We start from the raw sequence: 18,794 nt of genomic DNA, 5'->3' as shown, positions 1-18,794 counted from the left end.
CTGCACATGTCGAATTGATTATTTTGTTTAATTGCTAAACCTATCGGAGGGCGAAATGGACGCAACTTCAAAACCGGCTGGCAAGTGTCCCGTCATGCATGGAGGCAACACTGCCTCCGGTAAATCGGTGACCGAATGGTGGCCGAACGCGCTGAACCTCGATATCCTGCATCAGCACGATACCAAGACCAATCCGCTCGGCACCTCCTTCAACTACCGCGAAGCGCTGAAGACGCTCGACGTCGAGGCCCTCAAAGCCGATCTGCGCGCTTTGATGACGGAAAGCCAGGACTGGTGGCCGGCCGACTGGGGCAGCTATGTCGGCATGATGGCGCGCGTTACCTGGCACGCGGCGGGTTCTTACCGTGTAACCGATGGCCGTGGCGGCGCCAACACCGGCAACCAGCGCTTTGCACCGCTCAATTCCTGGCCTGATAATGTGAACACCGACAAGGGCCGCCGCCTGCTGTGGCCGATCAAGAAGAAATACGGCAACAAGATTTCCTGGGCCGATCTCATCGCGCTGGCCGGCACGATCGCCTATGACGTCGCCGGTCTGAAGACCTTCGGCTTCGCCTTCGGCCGCGAGGATATCTGGGCTCCCGAAAAGGACACCTATTGGGGTGACGAAAAGGAATGGCTTGCGCCGAGCGATGGCCGCTACGGCGACGTGACGAAGCCCGAGACGCTGGAAAACCCGCTTGCCGCCGTGCAGATGGGTCTCATCTACGTCAACCCTGAAGGCGTCAACGGTAAGTCCGATCCTTTGGCGACGGCGGCGCAGATGCGCGAAACCTTCGCCCGCATGGGCATGGATGACGAGGAAACCGTGGCGCTGACCGCCGGCGGCCACACCATCGGCAAATCGCACGGCAACGGCAGCGCCGCCAACCTCAGCCCTGATCCGGAAACCGCAGGCCCCGAATATCAGGGCCTCGGCTGGATCAACACCAAGGGCCGCGGTATTGGCCGCGACACGGTGGTGTCGGGTATCGAAGGCGCGTGGACGAGCGAGCCGACCAAATGGGACAACGGCTTCTTCGAAATGCTGTTCAAGCATGAGTGGACATTGACGCACAGCCCCGCCGGTGCGTCCCAGTGGGCGCCGATCTCCATTGCCGAGGAAGACAAGCCTGTTGACGTCGAGGATGCCGCGATCCGTACCATCCCGATGATGACCGATGCCGACATGGCCCTGAAGGTCGACCCGATCTACCGCGAGATTTCGCTGAAGTTCAAGAACGATCAGGACCACTTCTCCGACGTTTTTGCCCGTGCCTGGTTCAAGCTGACCCACCGCGACATGGGGCCGAAGGCCCGTTACATCGGTCCGGACGTTCCCGCTGAAGACCTGATCTGGCAGGATCCGATCCCGGCAGGGTCCACAAGCTACGATGTCGCCGCCGTCAAGGCGAAGATAGCGGCGTCCGGTCTGGCAGTTGCCGATCTGGTCTCGACCGCATGGGACAGCGCCCGTACCTTCCGTGGTTCGGACAAGCGTGGCGGCGCCAATGGCGCGCGCATCCGGCTTGCGCCGCAGAAGGACTGGGAAGGCAACGAGCCCGTCCGTCTCGCCCGCGTGCTTTCGGTTCTGGAGCCTATCGCCCGTGAAACTGGCGCCAGCATCGCCGATATAATCGTTCTCGCCGGCAATTACGGTGTGGAACAGGCGGCGAAAGCGGCCGGCTTCGACATTGCCGTGCCTTTCGTGCCCGGCCGTGGTGACGCCTCCGCCGAACAGACGGATGCGGACAGCTTTGCGCCGCTCGAGCCGCTGGCGGATGGTTTCCGCAACTGGGTGAAGAAGGACTACGTCGTCAGCCCCGAGGAACTTCTGCTGGACCGTGCACAGCTTCTTGGCCTGACTGCGCCGGAACTGACGGTTCTCATTGGCGGCCTGCGCGTCATCGGCGCCAATTACGGCGGTGCGGCGCATGGCGTGTTCACACAAAAGCCCGGCGCGCTGACGACCGACTTCTTCGCGACGCTGACGGATATGGCCTTCACCTGGGTCCCGACCGGCGGCAATCTCTACGAGATCCGCGATCGCAAGTCTGGAGCAACGCACTATACGGCGACCCGCGTGGACCTGGTGATCGGCTCCAACTCCATCCTGCGTGCCTATGCGGAAGTTTACGCGCAGGACGACAACAGGCAAAAGTTCGTGCACGATTTCATCGCCGCCTGGACGAAGGTAATGAACGCCGACCGTTTCGACCTTCTCTGAGGAAGGCCGACTGATCCAAAAGAAAGCGCCTCCCTGAGCGATCGGGGAGGTGCATTTTTTTATCTTCGGTCCGAAGATGCAACCGGCTTGCCCGGTGAAGATTTTTCGGCTTTGCCCGACGGCGCTTTGCCGCCTTTTTCATTTTCATGCGCATCCGGTCCTGCGACGATAACGCCGCGACCTTGCTCTTCCCGCTTCTTTTCGGCGAAATCGCCCGGTTCCTTTTTATCGTTCATAGTGATCTCCCTTTGTGATTTCATCCGCCTGGAGATCAACGGATGGTCGGGGCGGAGGTTCCAGGGTTGCCGTTGTTGCAAGATCGCACGCTGCTGCGGCAATGTTTTGCACTACAACCATCTTTGCTATTAACATGAATTCATAAGTCATGTTATTGGGGGCTTCATATGATGGAGCTTGCGGCGGTCGTTATCATGGCGCGCATGTCTTCAACCTCGGCCCGACAACCGGATGGTATCTGCATTGAGTTTCTGGCATTCCATGACCTGGCACACAGAAGGGATCAGTGTCACTGCGCCGGTGAAATGGCGTCAGTTTGACGGGCTGGTCAGCGCTTTCTGGGAGGCCGAGAGCCAGATGGGGGCCAAAGGTTATTACCTGGCAGCCGATCCCCGTATCATGATATTTTTCAACGATGTCTCGTCGCGCATCAGGGTTTCCAATCGCGACGGTGAATTCGAGCAACATTCCCGTCCCATGACCCGGGCGGTTTATGTGCCGGCCGGTGTTCCGATGTGGACGAGTAGCAACGCCGCACACCGGTTTTCACATCTCAACCTGCATATTCATAAAGACCGGCTGCTGCGCTTCCTGTCGCCGTCGGTCGGCGGTTCGGCGGCGATGACGGCCTTGCGCCGTCCGGTCGAGATACAGGATATAGGTGCGGTCGAAACTCTGGCGGGGCTGCTTGTCGATGAACTGGCCGAGCCTTCGAAACACGCGGTCTATGCGGAAAGCCTTGTCGGCAGCATCGTAGCGGGTCTTCTGGATATTCCCGGACCTTCGCCGGAGCAGGCGAATTGCAGGCTGACGCAGGCGCAGATGAACAAGCTGCTCGCCCGTGTCGAAAAGCGCGGCGACGACCGTATGGCGGTTGCCGAGATGGCCGATATCGTGGGGCTTTCGGAAAGCTGGTTCGCAACCGTGTTCCGCCAGACGACGGGCAAGACGCCGCTGCAATGGCAACTGGAGCGGCGGATCAATCTTGCCCAGAAACTGTTGCTGGGCGGCGATCTTACCGTGGCCGATATCGCCGCCCAGCTCGGGTTTTCGGATCAGGCCCATTTGACCAAGGCCTTCCGCCAGTCCGTGGGCAATACGCCCGCCGCCTGGCGGCGCATGCACAGGCTGCTTTGAACCTGGCTGAGACCGGTGCCTTGATGCGCAGGGGTTGGTGAAGCGCACAACCCCACCTGCAATCATCCTCGGGTCAAGCCCGAGGATGATGCGAAGCATTAGGAAAACTATGCAATAGGCTGAAAATTATTGCTAATCTTTATCCTTACCATGTTTTTCGCAGCGTAGCCGAAAACGCCCGACCGGGATTGTAGAAGTCTGCGCCAAAACCGCCGTAGGAGACATGCTTTTCGTTGAAGAGGTTGGAGACATTCACCTCAAGCGACGTGGTTTCCTGGATCTTGTAGCTGAACGCCGCATCCATGGTCACGCTGCTTCCGGTCGAGACCTTGTTGGCGTTGTCGAAAAAATAGGAGCCGGTGAAGCGCCCGCCGAGCCCAAAGGTCATGTCGCCGCGATGCTCGGTGCCGGCAAGCGTATAGTTCACCCAAAGCGAAGCCTGATGTTCCGGCACGAATTGCGGACGGTTGCCGACATTGCCGGCGGTGCCGTCTTCGGTGATTTCGGCGTTGAGATAGGAATAGGCCGCCGTCAGGCTCAGATTGTCGGTCACTTCCGCCTTGGCCTCGAGATCAAGACCACGCACGCGCACCTCACCGATGGTTGTCGGCAGGCTGGTGATCGGGCTGATGACGGTGATGTTGTTTTTCTTCAGGTCGTAGATCGATGCCGTGAACAGGGCAGGGAATGCATCCGGCCGGTACTTCACGCCAAGCTCGATCTGTTCGCCGCGTTCGGGCTCGACAGTCAGGCCCGAGGCCGGCACCACGGATTCGGCGTAGCTGAGATAGGGCGCGATTTCGTCGGTGATCTTGTAGGATACGCCGATGCGCTTGGTCAGTTCGCTGATGTCGCCGCTCGCGGTCGTGCCGTTCAGCCGGTTCGTCTGGTCGGTGTCGATCCAGTCATTGCGCAGGCCGGCGCTGACGGTGAGCCTGTCGAAGAAGGTCAGGTCCTGCTGAAGATAGATCGCCTTCGTCTTTTGATCGGTCAGCGAATTGGTGAAGAGCGGCACAGAAGCGGGTGCGCCGGTATAGACCGGGTTCATCCAGTCGATGCCCGGTGCGGAACCGAAGTAATTTTTGCTGCCGGATGAGTAGTCATTATAAAAAACGCCGACGAGGCTGCGGCTTTCGACGCTTTCGAACGTCGTGTCATATTGCAGCCGCGTATCGATCAGGAAATTCTCGGTTTCGGTCTCGTTGCCGAAAAAGGCGCGGTTGGCGATGGTCGAGCCATTGGTCGGTGTAGACGAGATATAGGCGTAGCCGAAATCGGTGTTCGCCTTGCTGTAGCGCGCGTTTGAGCTCAAGGTCAGGCCAGAGCCGAAATCGTGGTCGAACATCACGCTCAGCGAATTGCGGTTGGTGCCGCGATAATTATAGTCCGGTTCGCCGAAGAAGCGGCTTCTGTCAAAATGCGAACCGACCGGATGGCCGCCGCCGCCGGGAACGCCGTCCTTGTTGAGATGATCGTAAACGACGGTGAGGCTGGTGACATCGGTGGGCCGCCATGTAAGGCCACCCATGAAGAATTTTTCATCATCGCGGGAATAGTCATATTCCGCGTCGGCATTCCTGAGCTTGCCGGTCAGGCGGTATGACAGGGTGTCGTCGCTGGTGATGTTGTCACCGAAATCGAAGCCGGTTTCGGCGCGGCTATAGGAACCACCGGTTACATAGGCCTCACCGAAACGGCCGCGTTTTGGTACCTTGGTGGCGTAGTTCACCGAGCCGCCGGGATCAGAAACGCCAAAGGTGGTGGAATTACCACCCTTCAGCACTTCCACGCGCTCATAGGCATAGGTCTCTTCGCGCAGCGAGCCGAAGGGGCGGCCGAGCGTCAGCCCGTCGCGATAGGTGTAGGCGTCGAAACCGCGAATTTTGAAATAGTCGAAACGGTCGTCCGAACCGTAGAAATCCGTGGTCACGCCGGCCGTATATTGCAGCGCTTCCTCCACCGTCTGAACGCCGCGCTGCTGCATTTCCTTGGCGGTGATGACGGAAACCGAAGCTGGCGTGTCGAGAATGTCGGTCGCCATCCTGCTGCCGCTCGTAGTGCGGGTGGCGACGATCGACTTCTGGTCATTGTCGCCGCTGTCTATGGTGATCCGTTCCAGAACCGTGCCACCGCTCGTGCCCGTCGCCTCCTGCGCCAGTGACCGGCCCGGCATCGTGGCCACAAGTGCAGTGCAGGCAAGAAGTGCCGCCTGTCCGTAGCGCAGTTGCGCGGTCCGGCGGTTTTCGCCTCTTATTTCGATTTCCATAGACAGGTTCCAGAAGTTGATGTCCCGATCGCCGCATTGACGGCTCACTCTCGAAAAGCCCAATAACTTGAGAAAGTTTGTCCGGTATTGTAACTTTTTGTGGTTTTGTACAAAACCCCGGAAATTTCACCGCTGTTCGCGTGGCATTTCCTTCTCGGGCTTGACGGGGGGATGTGAAGCTGAGAGTTCAAGTCCACTTTTGATGTTTTTGAGAGCTTTGCCCATGCTTCGCCTGTTTCGTGGCCTTGTGCCAGCGCTTGTGCTTTTCCTGTCGATAGTCGCGCCGCACACTGCCTCGGCGGATGAGGCGACGGTCTATCCCGTCGTCATCAAACACGCTTTCGGCACGACGACGATTGCCAGGAAGCCTCAGCGGGTGGCGACCGTCGCCTGGGCGAACCATGAGGTTCCGCTGGCGCTCGGTATCGTGCCCGTCGGTTTTGCGGCGGCCAATTTCGGCGATGACGACGGTGATGGCTTGCTGCCCTGGGTGGCGAAGCGGCTTTCCGAGCTGGGCGCGGCAAAGCCGGTGCTGTTCGATGAGGGCGACGGCATCGATTTCGAGGCCGTGGCGGCAACGCAGCCGGATGTCATTCTCGCTGCCTATTCCGGCCTCAGCCAGTCCGACTACGACACGCTGAGCCAGATTGCGCCTGTTGTCGCCTATCCCGTGTCTCCCTGGGCAACCGACTGGCGCGAGATGATCCGGCTGAACAGTGCAGGGCTTGGCATGGCGGCGGAAGGCGAAGCGCTCATCAGCCGCATCGAGGGTGAGATCGCGCAGGTGGTCGCGGGGCATCCGCAGCTGAAGGGCAAGTCGGCTATGTTCGTCACCCATCTCGACGCCACCAATCTCAGCGTCGTCAATTTTTATACCGCCAATGACAGCCGGGTGAAATTTTTCGCCGATCTCGGGCTGACTTCGCCGAAGAGCGTCGTGGAGGCGACGAAGCCGGGGCAATTCGCCGCTGGCGTCAGCGCCGAGCGCGTCGATGCCTTCGACGACGTCGATATTGTGGTGACCTATGGCAGCCAGCCGCTGCTCGATGCGATGCGGGCCGATCCGCTCCTTGCCCGCATGCCTGCGGTTGCCAATGAGGCTATCGTCATGCTCGGTCGCGATCCGCTCGGCACCGCGTCGAACCCCACCCCGCTATCGATTTCCTGGGTTCTGAAGGATTATGCCGATTTTCTGGCGAAAGCGGCGGACAACTCGTCGCGCAAATCGCAATGACGATGTGCGGACCCGATAAAGGTCCGGGCGTGCTGATTGCCGGTCGCTCCAACCGCGTGCGAGGCGCATGGCTCAGCGTCGTGCTGGCACTCCTGGCCCTGCTGTGCGCGCTATCGGTTGCGATCGGCACCCGTGACGTCTCTCTTGCGGATATTACGGCAGCACTAGCGGGCCGCGTCGAGACGGTGGCGGAAGCGGCTGTCGCGGTTCGCCTGCCACGCACATTGCTCGCGCTGCTCTGCGGGGCCGCACTTGGGCTGGCGGGCGCGATCATGCAGGGCGTTACGCGCAATCCGCTTGCCGACCCCGGTATTCTCGGCATCAATATGGGGGCGTCGCTTGCCGTCGTCATCGCGATCGTCTGGTTCGGCATCGCCTCGTCGCAGGCCTTCATCCTCGCGGCCATTGTCGGGGCCGGGGCATCTGCGGTTTTCGTTTATGTCGTCGGCTCGCTCGGGCGTGGAGGGGCCACCCCGCTGAAACTGGCGCTTGCCGGTGCGGCCACCTCGGTCGCTTTCTCATCGCTCGTCATCGCCGTCGTGCTGCCGCGCAGCGATATTGCCGGCGGCATCCGCTCCTGGCAGATCGGCGGTGTCGGTGGTGCGACCTTTGAACGTATCGAGACCGTGCTGCCGTTTCTCGCTGCCGGTTTTGCCATCAGCTTTCTCTCGGCGCGCAAGCTGAATTCTCTGGCGCTCGGAGATGATCTGGCCGCCGGACTTGGCGAGAATGTCGCTGTCGCCAGAGCCGTGGCGTCTTTCGGCGCCATTCTCCTGTGCGGCGCGGCGACCGCCATCTGCGGGCCGATCGGTTTTGTCGGGCTGGTCGTTCCGCATCTTTGCCGTCTGCTCGTCGGTGTGGACAATCGCTGGCTTCTGCCGTTTTCCGCGCTCGGTGGCGCCTGCCTGCTGCTTGCCGCCGATATTGTCGGGCGCATCGTGGCACGGCCGTCCGAACTCGATGTCGGCATCGTCACCGCGCTCGTCGGCGCGCCGTTCTTCATCTGGATCGTCAGACGCCAGCGGGTGCGTGAACTGTGACCATGCACGCTCCCGTCATCGAAAGCCTCGTTTTCAATCGCCACGCCCGTCAGCGCCGGCGTCGCCTCGTTATCGCAACCCTGTCGGTGCTTTTGATCGCCGCTTTCGCATTGACGCTGATGCTGGGGCAATCCTTTACGCCGCCCGGCGATGTCCTGCGCGTACTGCTCGGCGAGGACATTGCTGGCGTCACCTTCACCGTCGGGCAATTGCGTCTGCCGCGCGCGCTGCTCTCGGTTCTCGCGGGTCTGAGCTTCGGGCTCGGCGGCGTCGCTTTCCAGATCATGCTGCGCAACCCGCTCGCCAGCCCCGATATTATCGGCATCAGTTCCGGTGCCAGTGCTGCGGCCGTATTTGCCATCGTCGTCCTGCATCTGAACGGGCCGGTCGTCTCGATCGTCGCTGTCGTCGCCGGACTTGGCGTCGCATTGCTGGTCTATCTCTTGTCCTTCCGCAACGGGGTGGCAGGAACGCGGCTGATCCTCGTCGGCATCGGCGTCTCTGCCATGCTGGAAAGTTTCATCGCCTATACGCTCTCGGTTGCGCCGGCGTGGACGCTACAGGAAGCGATGCGCTGGCTGACGGGCAGCGTCAACGGCGCGAAGCTTGCCCAGACGCTGCCGCTCTCCGTTGCACTTATCCTGTTCGGTGGCCTGCTTCTGAGCCGCGCGCGCGATCTGGACGCGCTGAGGCTCGGCGATGATACGGCTTCCGCGCTCGGCGTGCGGGTGGGGCGAACCCGCATCATCGTCATCATCGCCGCCGTGGGCATGATCGCCTTTGCCACGGCGGTGTCGGGGCCGATCGCTTTTGTCGCTTTTCTGTCGGGGCCGATTGCCGCGCGGGTCGTGGGCAGCAACGGCTCGCTGCTCATTCCTGCCGCGATGGTTGGGGCGGTGCTGGTGCTGGTGGGCGATTATTGCGGCCAGTTCCTGCTGCCGGGCCGTTATCCGGTCGGCGTCATTACCGGTGCTCTCGGTGCGCCCTATCTGATTTACCTTATCGTGCGGGTAAACCGCAGCGGAGGCTCGTTATGACCAGCCATTCTCTTTCCGTAAAAGGTCTTTCGGCCGGATACGGCGAAAACCTCATCATCGAAGGGCTGGACCTTGTCGTTCCGCGTGGCAGGATCACGGTCATCGTCGGCGCCAATGCCTGCGGCAAGTCCACGCTCCTTCGCAGCATGTCGCGGCTCATCGCGCCGCGTGCCGGCCAGGTCCTGCTTGACGGAAAGTCGATCCACAGCCTTCCATCGCGGGAACTCGCGCGGCGCATGGGCCTTCTGCCGCAGTCGCCGATCGCGCCGGAGGGCATCGTCGTCGCCGATCTCGTCAGCCGTGGCCGGCACCCGCATCACGGTCTTTTCGCGCGCTGGTCGCGACAGGACGACGAGGCCATCGCCGCCGCACTTATCGCCACTGATACGGTCGAACTTGCCGAACGGCCGGTGGACGAACTCTCCGGCGGGCAGCGGCAACGTGTCTGGATCGCCATGGCGCTTGCGCAGCAGACGGACATATTACTGCTCGATGAACCCACGACCTTCCTCGACATCAGCCATCAGGTGGAAGTGCTGGATCTTCTGACCGACCTCAACCACGCCCGTCAGACCACCATCGTCATGGTGCTGCATGATCTCAATCTTGCCGCGCGTTACGCGGATCATCTCGTCGCCATGACGGGCGGAAGGCTGCATGTCTGCGGCACGCCGGAGGAAGTCTTGACGGAAGCGAATGTGCACCAGGTCTTCGGCATCGAAAGCCGGGTCATCGAAGACCCGACGTCGGGCAAACCGATGATGCTGCCGATCGGCCGGCATCGTATCGCCAATGAATCACATAAGATGATTTAATATCAATATATTGCTTATAGATTCTAAAGTTATTTGGAGATGGATTTCCGTAAATTCGGCATGATTATCGCTTCTCGTCGATCAGCCAACCGGTGAGTTTTCTGACTGCGCTGTCGGTGCTTTTCGGCCTCAGCAACCAGTAACCGCGTCCCGGCGCGTCGAGGCTCGGGCCTGCGGTCACCAGCACGCCGGCCTCGACCAGCGGATCGACCAGCCCCGCCCAGCCGAGCGCGAAACCCTGCTCGCCGATCGTTGCCTGAACCACCATGGTGTAATTGTTGAAACTGATGTCGCCGCTGTCGTTTTCCGGGCTTCGATGCACGCCGAAATGCTTGAAATAGGACGGCCAGTCGAACCAGTGCGTCTGTGAGGTGTTTTCGAGGTGGATGAGTTTCATCCGTGAGATATCCGCGATGCTCGCTGGTGCCGGTATCTCTGCCAAAAGCGCCGGCGAACAGACGGGCGTTACTTTTTCGGAAAGCAGCAGCACCGCGCCATCGCCCGCATCCTGCCGCGTTCCGAAGATAATCATCACGTCGCTATCGTGTTTTCCTTGCCCCAACGGATCCTGCGTGGCGACGATCTGGATGTTTATATCCGGGTTGAGGACACGAAAACCATGCATGCGCGGGATCAGCCATAGCGATGAGAAGGCGTAGTCCGTGTGCAGGCGGATCGTTTGACGTTCCTCGGTGCGGCGGAGTTGCTGCGCCAGAAGGTCGATGGCGTCGACATTGCGTGAGACGATATCGAACAGTTTTTGCCCCTCGGCCGTCAGTTCGATGCCACGATGTTTCCGCCTGACGAGCGCGACGCCGAGGTCGTCTTCCAGCCGGCGGATCTGGTAGCTGACCGCAGGTTGCGTCAGTCGCAGGGATCCTGCCGCCGCCGTCAGGCTGCCGCGCCGGGCGACCTCGGTAAAAATACGCATCCATCCAAGGTCGAGTGGCCGCTCTGTCATAGAAAATCCTTATGTCAGTCATCGAAAAATACCTGCTTCACAGGGAAAAACAATGTGGTGTTCAATAAACTGGACTAATAAAAGGGGAGCCGCAATGATAACCGTTTCTCGCATGCACCGCATCGCCGCCGGTCTGTTTTTGTCCGTAGCGGCCTTCTCTACCCCGCTTTACGCAGCCGATGACGCCGCCTGCAGGACGGTTCGCCTCAGCGATCCGGGCTGGACGGATATCACAGCCACCAATGGGGTCGCCTCGGTTCTGCTCGATGCGCTGGGTTATGAAGCCGACGTCAAGACGTTGTCGGTGCCGATCGGCTATCAGGCCATGAAGAACGGCGAGATCGACGTCTTTCTCGGCAACTGGATGCCGGCCCAGAAATCCTTCGTTGACGACCTGAACACCGCCAAGGCCGCCGAGGTGATGACGAAGAACCTTGAGGGCGCCAAGTTCACGCTGGCGGTGCCTTCCTATATGGCGGAGAAGGGCGTGAAGGATTTTTCCGATCTCGCCAAACATGCCGGTGAGTTTGAAAGCAAGATTTACGGCATCGAGCCGGGTGCGCCAGCCAACCAGAATATCCAGAAGATCATCGACGCCAATGATTTCGGCCTGAAGGGCTGGCAGCTCGTCGAATCCGGAGAGCAGGCCATGCTGGCGCAGGTGGAACGGGCGGGCAGGGACAAAAAGGCTGTGGTATTCCTTGCCTGGGCGCCGCATCCGATGAACGAGAAGATCGATATCGCCTATCTCTCAGGTGGCGACGCCTATTTCGGCCCGAATTTCGGTGGGGCGGAGGTCTACACCCTTGCCCGCACCGGCTGGCCGCAGCAATGCCCGAATGCGGCAACGCTGTTCAAGAACATGAAGTTCGATATCGGCATGGAAAATGCCCTGATGGGCTCCATTCTCGGTGGAGATGATGCAAAGGCAGCAGCGACGGCGTGGCTGAAGGCCAATCCGAAGTCGCTGGATGACTGGCTGCAGGGTGTCACCACGCTGAATGGCAAGCCGGGTGATGCTGCCGTCAAAGGCAAGCTTGGCCTCTGAGACGGTAGAACCAGATGCCGCATCCCAATATTCTGATCCTTATGGCCGACCAGTTCAACGGGACGTTCTTTCCCGATGGTCCCGCCGATTTTCTCCATGCCCCCCATCTGAAAGCGCTGGCGGAGCGGTCCGTCCGTTTCGCCAATACTTATACGGCAAGCCCGCTTTGCGCGCCGGCCCGGGCTTCCTTCATGTCCGGGCAATTGCCGAGCCGGACGCGGGTTTACGACAATGCCGCCGAATTTGCTTCCGATATCCCGACCTATGCGCATCATTTGCGGGCGGCGGGTTATTACACCGGTCTTTCGGGAAAGATGCATTTTGTCGGGCCGGACCAGTTGCACGGCTTCGAGGAACGTCTGACGACGGATATCTATCCGGCGGATTTCGGCTGGACGCCTGACTATACGAAGCCCGGCGAGCGGATCGACTGGTGGTATCATAATCTCGGTTCAGTGACCGGCGCGGGCGTTGCCGAAATCACCAACCAGATGGAATATGACGACGAGGTTGCCTATCACGCGACCCGCAAGCTCTACGACCTGTCGCGGCGTCTCGATGACCGCCCCTGGTGCCTGACCGTCAGCTTCACCCATCCGCATGACCCCTATGTGGCGCGGCGGAAGTTCTGGGATCTCTATGAGGATTGCCCGGCACTCGATCCGCAGACGCAGGCGCTTACCTTCGATGAGCAGGACCCGCATTCGAAACGGTTGCTGGAGGCGTGCGACCATCAGGCTTTCGATATCTCGCCCGAAGAGATACGCCGGGCGCGGCGCGGTTATTTCGCCAACATCTCCTATATCGATGAAAAGGTCGGCGAAATTCTCGACGTGCTGAAGGCGACGCAGATGGAGGAGGACACGATCATCCTCTTCCTCTCCGACCATGGCGACATGCTGGGTGAGCGTGGGCTGTGGTTCAAGATGTGTTTTTTCGAGGGTTCCGCCCGCGTGCCGCTGATGATCGCCGCACCCGGCTGGCAACCGGCGCTCATCGACGCGCCGGTCTCGACGCTGGATGTGACGCCAACGCTTTGTGGTCTGGCTGGTCTCGACATCACCTCGCTCAAACGCTGGACGGATGGCGAAGATTTGTCGGCATTGGCTGCGGGAACAGGCAAGCGCGGCCCGGTGCCGATGGAATATGCGGCCGAAGGTTCGATCGCACCACTCGTCGCCATTCGCGACGGCCGCTACAAGCTGACGATCTGCGAAGCCGACCCGCCGCTGCTCTATGATCTTGAGGCGGACCCGGACGAGCGGATAAATCTTGTCGGCAATCCTGAATTCGCCGACGTGCTGTCATCGCTTTCCACCGAGATCGATCGGCGCTGGCAACTACCCGTCTTCGATGCATTGGTGCGGGAAAGCCAGGCGCGGCGGTGGGTGGTTTACAAGGCACTGCGCAACGGCGCCTATTACCCGTGGGATTATCAGCCGTTGCAGAAGGCCTCGGAGCGCTACATGCGCAACCACATGGACCTCAACGTGCTGGAGGAGAACCAGCGTTTTCCGCGTGGGGAGTGAAGCGGGCAGGACGGGATCAAGCGGCGGCGATAGCTCTCGGGGCGCCGCCCGTAGCCTGCACGGCAAGGCTGCCCGCTGCGACACCGGCCTCCAGGCATTGTTTTTCGCCATCCTGTCGAAGCCAGGCGTTGATGAAACCGGCATTGAATGCGTCACCTGCGCCTGTCGTATCGACAACGGGGACGTTCTTCGCCGCCGTATGATGAAGGCCTCCCTGCGAGGAGACCCACGCGCCCTGCGCGCCGCCCTTCAGCGCCACGACGGGAAACGCCCCGGACAAGGCTCTGATCGCCGCCTCAGGGTCGGAATGACCCGTGATCGCTTCGGCCTCCTCGAGGTTGGGCAAAAACACGTCGACGCCCGAGCAGGCTTTGAGCAGGCCCTTGTCATAGATCAGCGAGGCATCCCAGCTCGGATCGAGCGAGACGGTCAATCCGCTGTCCCTGGCGCGGGAAACGAGGTCGGGAATTTCGTGCAGGGTGGCGAATTCGGCGATGTGCAGATGGCAGGCCCTGTTCCACGCGAAAGCGGCATCAAGGGTCGATGGTCGGGCGGCACCGGCGCGCCGCGTCAAAAATGCCCTGTCATGGCCAACCACCGTCGCGACCGTGACCTGAGGCCCTGCATCCGCTGAATGCTCCAGAAATTGCAGGTCCACACCGCTTTGCTGCATCTTCTCGCCGATGGCGCGCGAGAACGTGTCGGTGCCGAGCCTTGCCAGCAGCGTGGCCGTGCGACCGATATGCGCGAAATGCGCAGCCGCAATGAAAGCCCCGCCGCCGGCGGTGATTTCCATGTCGCGGGCAAACAGCTCCCTGCCGAGCACCGGCAATTCGTCAAGTCCGGTGAAGATGAGGTCGCAATAGATCCGGCCGATACTGATGACCGCTGATTTGTCCGTGACTGTCATCATCATGCGCGGCCCAGAAGCTTTTCCGTCGTGGCATCGAAAAGATAGAGCGCGCCCGTCTCCGCCTGGCACTGCAACTGGCTACCGACAGCGGGGATGGATTTGCCTCTTGCCGTCGCGATAACGGACGTCGTGGGCGTGTCCAGATGAACCAGCGTTTCGGGGCCAAGTGGCTCCACGGCTGTCACTGTTCCCTCCAGTGAGAAGGACCCTTGAGCTGTCTCGCCTTCTCCAACGAGCAGATCATGGGGGCGAATGCCAATCAGCAGGTCGCCATCGGCGGACTGCGCAACGCTGTTCGTCGTTCTTTTGCCCCGCAGCAGGTTCATCGAGGGGCTGCCGATGAAACGCGCGGTGAAGACATCCACCGGCGTCTCATAGAGTTCGGATGGCGTGCCGACCTGGAGGATATGGCCGTCCTTCATCACGACGATCCGGTCCGCCATGGTCATGGCCTCGACCTGATCGTGGGTAACGTAAACGGTGGTCGTCTTAAGACGTTGATGCAAGCGCTTGATTTCAATACGCATCTGTGACCGCAACTGAGCGTCGAGGTTGGAGAGCGGCTCATCGAAAAGAAAGGCTGAGGGATCACGCACCATGGCGCGGCCGATGGCGACGCGCTGCCTCTGGCCGCCCGACAGGGCTGCCGGCCGACGGTCGAGCAATGCCTCAAGTCCGAGCACCCGACCGGCCTCTTCGATACGCCGGTTCTTTTCCGCCTTGTCGAGCTTTGCGGTATAAAGCCCGAAGCCGATGTTCTGGCGAACCGTCATATGCGGGTAGATCGCATAGTTCTGGAAGACCATGGCGATGTTGCGTTGTTTCGGTTCTTTCTCGTTGACGACGTTTCCGGCGATTTTCAGTGTTCCACCTGAAATCTCCTCCAGGCCTGCGATCATTCTGAGCGTGGTGGATTTGCCGCAGCCGGAAGGACCGACGAAAACGACGAATTCGCCGTCTTCAATGGCAAGGTCAATGCCTTTGACTGCCTCGATCTTGCCGTAGCGCTTCACGAGTTGATTGAGTTCGATTGTCGCCATTATCGCGCTCCCGTCAGGGCAGTAAATTTCTCTGCAAGTTCGGCCGCTTTCGCCGCTTCGTAGTCAGCGGATCGTCGTGTTTCGGCTTCAAGCGCAGCAAGGTTGTCGCGATAGGCCGCAATCGCCTCCCGCATCGGCTCGGGGGCAGGGCCGCCGAAGCGGCTGCGCACCGCAACGAAGTGCTCAGGCGAGACGATCTGCCCGAACTTTTCCTCGTCGATGCTGGTCTCGCGACCGGCGAGTTCCCGGAACGCCTTGCGGAACGGCACGAAACCGTCGTTTGGCAGATCGCCTTTCAGCGCGACCACGCTTTTGGCGACGGTCGCGGCAATTTCATGGGCCTGCCGGAATGACAGGTCTTCGATGCGGACAAGCGAATCCGCCAGTTCCGTGATGGTGATGCAGGAACGGCGAATATTCTGGTCGACCCTTTCCGGATCGATGCTGATCTTGCCGACGAGGCTGGCAAGCAGATCGAGCACCCGACCGGCAGAGGCGAAGGCTTCGTAGCCCATGCCCTGCGTTTCGCCCTCACTGTCGTTCATATCCGTGAAGGGCGTGTTGTGCATCACGTCGAGCATGGTTCGCGCCCGCCCGAATGTCTGGCTGGCGAGATGGCGCAGATGTTCGATCGGAACCGGGTTTCGCTTCTGCGGCATGATGGAGGATATCTGCACCAGCGAATTCGGCACGTAGATCTGCCCGACTTCGAAACTCGTCCAGAACTGGAAATCCTGAATGAGCCTGCCAAGATGCAGGAACATCAATTCGATCGCGCCATAGGTCGCCGTCGTATAATCGACGGCGGCAATGCAGGAATAGGAATTGCGCAAGGGTGCCGCAAAGCCGAGAAGTTCGGCGACACGTGCCCGATCAATCGGGAAGCCCGAGGTGGTGATCGCGGCAGCGCCCATCGGCGACAGATCGACAATGCGCCGCGCCTCGGCGAAGCGGTCGATGTCCCGGATCAGCACTTCGATGGCCGCGGAAAGATAGTGGCCGAAGGTGGTGGGCTGGGCCGGTTGCCCGTGCGTATAGGCCACGATCAACGTCTTTGCATTGCGCTCGGCAGCGTCGATCAGGGCTTCCAGCAGAAGTCGCGCCTTGGCGGTGAGCGTGTCGATCTTCTCTTTCAGACCAAGCTTGAAAAGCGTGTGGTCTATGTCATTGCGCGAGCGGGCCGTGTGCAGGCGGCCGGCCACATCAACGCCGATGCGGGCTTTCAGTTCTTTTTCGATCAGGAAGAAGAAATCCTCGACCTCGCCGGTATAGACCAGTTCGGAAGGATTGATGGTCCGGTCGATGTCTTCGAGCGCGCAGGCGATTTTTGCCGCCGTGTCGGCATCGAGAATGCCGGTTTCGCGCAGCATGACGAGATGCGCACGGTCAATGCGGCGGAAACCGTCGACATGATGGTTCTTGGCGCCGTCGAACAAAGGGCGCAAAACTGTTTCCTTGTAAACAGCATCGGGAAACTTGCTGGTATCCGACAGGCGGGGGTTCATATCGGCCATGATATTATCCTTTCAGACCCGCCAGCATCACACCGCGAACGATGTAGCGTTGCAGGACGATGAAGACGATGAGGGTTGGGATGGTCGCGATGGCAGCGCCGGTCATGATCATTTCCCACTGGATCTGCTGTTCCACCGCAAAGCTCGATAGGCCGACCGGCAGGGTGTAGAGTTCCTTGCTGGTGGTGACGATCAAAGGCCAGAAGAACGCCGTCCAGTTGCCGAGGAAGGTGAAGATCGCAAGCGCCGAAAGTGCAGGCGTCACCAGCGGCAGGGCAACCTTCCACCAGATCTGGAATTCGTTCAGCCCGTCGACGCGCGCTGCCTCCAGGAAGTCGTTCGGAACAGTCTCGAAGAACTGCTTCATCAGGAAGGTGCCGAAGGCCGTCATCATTCCCGGGAACATGATGCCCCAGTAACTATCGAGCCAGCCAAGCTGGCTGGACATCAGATACCACGGGATAACAAGCATTTCCGTCGGGATCATCAGCGTCGAGAGGATCGCAAGGAAGATGAAGTAGCGACCGCGAAACTCGAATTTGGCCAGCGTATAGCCGACCAGACTGTCGAAGAAACAGTTGGAAATGGTGACGATGACCGCAACGAAGATCGAGTTGAAGAACCAGCGGAGAAACCGGCCGTCGGCCATGACAGTCATATAATTCGCAAGTGTCGGTGCGGCGGGAATGAGCCGGAGATCGTAGACCTGATCCGCTGTCTTGAACGAGGTCGAAAACATGAAGAGCAGCGGTGAGACCATGATCAGGCCGCCGATGAACAGCAGCGTCCAGGCGAGGATGCGGCCGGGGCGGATGCGGGCGTGGGAGAGTGGCAACGCTTCGCTCATTTCTTTTCCCTCAGGACCCAGAGCTGGACCAGCGATACGACAAGAAGAATGGTGAACAGGACGACCGTCTGGGCTGCGGCATAACCCATCGCGTAGGAATTGAACGCGGTCTGGTAGATCATCAGCACCAGCGGTTTGGTTGAGCCGAGCGGTCCGCCCGGATCGTTGGTGGTCATGTTGTAGACCTGATCGAAAATGCGCAGGAAGCCGATCGAAGAAAACACCACGAGGAAAACGGTCGTTGGTTTGAGAAGCGGAAGCGTGATCTTTCTAAGGATCGCCCACTCGCCAAGGCCATCGATGCGTGCGGCCTCATAAAATGTCGTCGGAATGGAGCGCAGGCCCGCCATGAAGATGATGATCTGGAAACCAAGCCCCGCCCAGATGGAGGTCACCATGACCGAATAAAGCGCCTGATTGGTGGAGCGGATGAACGGCTGCTGGGGAATTCCGATCATGCCAAGCACGTCGTTGATGATGCCGATCGGCGGCGGCTGGTAGAACCAGCGCCAGACCCAGGCCATCGCCGCTGCCGTTGTCAGATAGGGCAGGAAATAAAGCGCGCGGATGAAACCGTGCAGGATCCGCACCCGGTCGAGATAAAAAGCGATGACAAAAGCCAGAACGAGGCTGATGGGCGTGCCGATGACGAGATAGGTGAAAGTGTTCCTGAAGACCTTCCAGAATTGGGGGTCCTTGAACAGCTTGACGTAGTTGGCGACGCCGATGAACTTTGCCGGCCGCAGCAGGTCCCAGTTGGTGAAGGACAGCCAGAAGGCCTGCAGCGTCGGGTAAAAACGGATGATGCTGTAAAACAGGATCGGGATAGCCAGAAAGCTCCAGATCCACACAAGCCGTTTCGTGCGCATGGAAAAGCGATCCCCGAAGGAGCCGCCGGGGCGGCCGGATGCCGCCCCCTGTTGATCGATCGCTGTCATGATTGGACCTG

At 60.1% G+C, this 18,794-nt stretch carries 16 protein-coding genes; 8 read left to right on the top strand and 8 right to left on the bottom strand.

The annotated features are described in order from the left end of the window. The first annotated feature begins 55 nt into the window (after window positions 1-55). Window positions 56-2,227: a catalase/peroxidase HPI gene (gene katG / locus RS75_RS14135; protein WP_045021465.1), complete on the top strand. Its 2,172-nt coding sequence runs from the start codon at window positions 56-58 to the stop codon at window positions 2,225-2,227. 59 nt (window positions 2,228-2,286) lie between these two features. Here the strand turns inward: katG and RS75_RS26785 are convergent, their stop codons facing one another. Next, window positions 2,287-2,565 (bottom strand): hypothetical protein, encoded by a 279-nt coding sequence (locus RS75_RS26785; protein WP_162484808.1) that lies wholly within the window; start codon window positions 2,563-2,565, stop codon window positions 2,287-2,289. 142 nt (window positions 2,566-2,707) lie between these two features. Between RS75_RS26785 and RS75_RS14130 the strand changes: the two genes are divergently transcribed. Next, complete coding sequence (locus RS75_RS14130) at window positions 2,708-3,601, top strand: helix-turn-helix domain-containing protein (RefSeq protein WP_200893640.1); 894 nt, start codon at window positions 2,708-2,710, stop codon at window positions 3,599-3,601. 145 nt (window positions 3,602-3,746) lie between these two features. Here RS75_RS14130 and RS75_RS14125 read toward each other — a convergent pair whose 3' ends face one another. After that, complete coding sequence (locus RS75_RS14125) at window positions 3,747-5,867, bottom strand: TonB-dependent siderophore receptor (protein WP_045021463.1); 2,121 nt, start codon at window positions 5,865-5,867, stop codon at window positions 3,747-3,749. A gap of 223 nt (window positions 5,868-6,090) precedes the next feature. Here RS75_RS14125 and RS75_RS14120 point away from each other — a divergent pair, with 223 nt between their 5' ends. The 4 genes from RS75_RS14120 to RS75_RS14105 are packed head-to-tail and all read left to right on the top strand — an operon-like array spanning window position 6,091 to window position 9,993. Next, window positions 6,091-7,101, top strand: a complete 1,011-nt coding sequence (locus RS75_RS14120) for an iron-siderophore ABC transporter substrate-binding protein (RefSeq protein ID WP_045021461.1) — start codon at window positions 6,091-6,093, stop codon at window positions 7,099-7,101. Further along, on the top strand, window positions 7,098-8,141 hold the full coding sequence (locus tag RS75_RS14115) for a FecCD family ABC transporter permease (protein WP_045021459.1): 1,044 nt from the start codon (window positions 7,098-7,100) through the stop codon (window positions 8,139-8,141). Before RS75_RS14120 ends, RS75_RS14115 begins: the two co-directional genes overlap by 4 nt. A 2-nt stretch (window positions 8,142-8,143) precedes the next feature. Further along, window positions 8,144-9,178 (top strand): FecCD family ABC transporter permease, encoded by a 1,035-nt coding sequence (locus tag RS75_RS14110; RefSeq protein ID WP_045021457.1) that lies wholly within the window; start codon window positions 8,144-8,146, stop codon window positions 9,176-9,178. Further along, window positions 9,175-9,993 (top strand): ABC transporter ATP-binding protein, encoded by an 819-nt coding sequence (locus RS75_RS14105; RefSeq protein WP_045021454.1) that lies wholly within the window; start codon window positions 9,175-9,177, stop codon window positions 9,991-9,993. The genes RS75_RS14110 and RS75_RS14105 overlap by 4 nt, the downstream gene beginning before the upstream one ends. A 64-nt stretch (window positions 9,994-10,057) precedes the next feature. Here RS75_RS14105 and RS75_RS14100 read toward each other — a convergent pair whose 3' ends face one another. Further along, complete coding sequence (locus RS75_RS14100; RefSeq protein WP_045021452.1) at window positions 10,058-10,954, bottom strand: choline sulfate utilization transcriptional regulator; 897 nt, start codon at window positions 10,952-10,954, stop codon at window positions 10,058-10,060. Window positions 10,955-11,048: 94 nt separating this feature from the next. On the opposite strand from RS75_RS14100, the gene choX reads away from it, so the two are divergent. Together choX and betC are read left to right on the top strand one after the other, a co-directional pair. Further along, complete coding sequence (gene choX, locus RS75_RS14095) at window positions 11,049-12,002, top strand: choline ABC transporter substrate-binding protein (protein WP_045021450.1); 954 nt, start codon at window positions 11,049-11,051, stop codon at window positions 12,000-12,002. Window positions 12,003-12,016: 14 nt separating this feature from the next. Then, the gene (gene betC, locus RS75_RS14090; RefSeq protein ID WP_045021449.1) at window positions 12,017-13,531 is read left to right on the top strand and encodes a choline-sulfatase; all 1,515 of its coding nucleotides are present in this window, start codon (window positions 12,017-12,019) and stop codon (window positions 13,529-13,531) included. Window positions 13,532-13,547: 16 nt separating this feature from the next. Here betC and RS75_RS14085 read toward each other — a convergent pair whose 3' ends face one another. Genes RS75_RS14085 through RS75_RS14065 form a run of 5 tightly spaced genes read right to left on the bottom strand, consistent with a single transcriptional unit; the run spans window position 13,548 to window position 18,783 of the window. Beyond that, window positions 13,548-14,441, bottom strand: a complete 894-nt coding sequence (locus tag RS75_RS14085) for a carbohydrate kinase family protein (RefSeq protein ID WP_045021770.1) — start codon at window positions 14,439-14,441, stop codon at window positions 13,548-13,550. A gap of 2 nt (window positions 14,442-14,443) precedes the next feature. Then, on the bottom strand, window positions 14,444-15,484 hold the full coding sequence (locus RS75_RS14080; protein ID WP_045021447.1) for an ABC transporter ATP-binding protein: 1,041 nt from the start codon (window positions 15,482-15,484) through the stop codon (window positions 14,444-14,446). Further along, on the bottom strand, window positions 15,484-16,998 hold the full coding sequence (gene argH / locus RS75_RS14075; RefSeq protein ID WP_045021445.1) for an argininosuccinate lyase: 1,515 nt from the start codon (window positions 16,996-16,998) through the stop codon (window positions 15,484-15,486). Before argH ends, RS75_RS14080 begins: the two co-directional genes overlap by 1 nt. Window positions 16,999-17,002: 4 nt before the next feature. After that, complete coding sequence (locus tag RS75_RS14070; RefSeq protein WP_045021444.1) at window positions 17,003-17,845, bottom strand: carbohydrate ABC transporter permease; 843 nt, start codon at window positions 17,843-17,845, stop codon at window positions 17,003-17,005. After that, window positions 17,842-18,783, bottom strand: a complete 942-nt coding sequence (locus RS75_RS14065) for a carbohydrate ABC transporter permease (protein WP_045021442.1) — start codon at window positions 18,781-18,783, stop codon at window positions 17,842-17,844. Before RS75_RS14065 ends, RS75_RS14070 begins: the two co-directional genes overlap by 4 nt. Between the last annotated feature and the right edge of the window lie 11 nt (window positions 18,784-18,794).

Source organism: Rhizobium nepotum 39/7 (genome assembly GCF_000949865.1).
GTDB classification, from domain to species: Bacteria; Pseudomonadota; Alphaproteobacteria; order Rhizobiales; family Rhizobiaceae; genus Agrobacterium; species Agrobacterium nepotum.
This window is presented reverse-complemented; position numbering and strand designations above follow the sequence as displayed.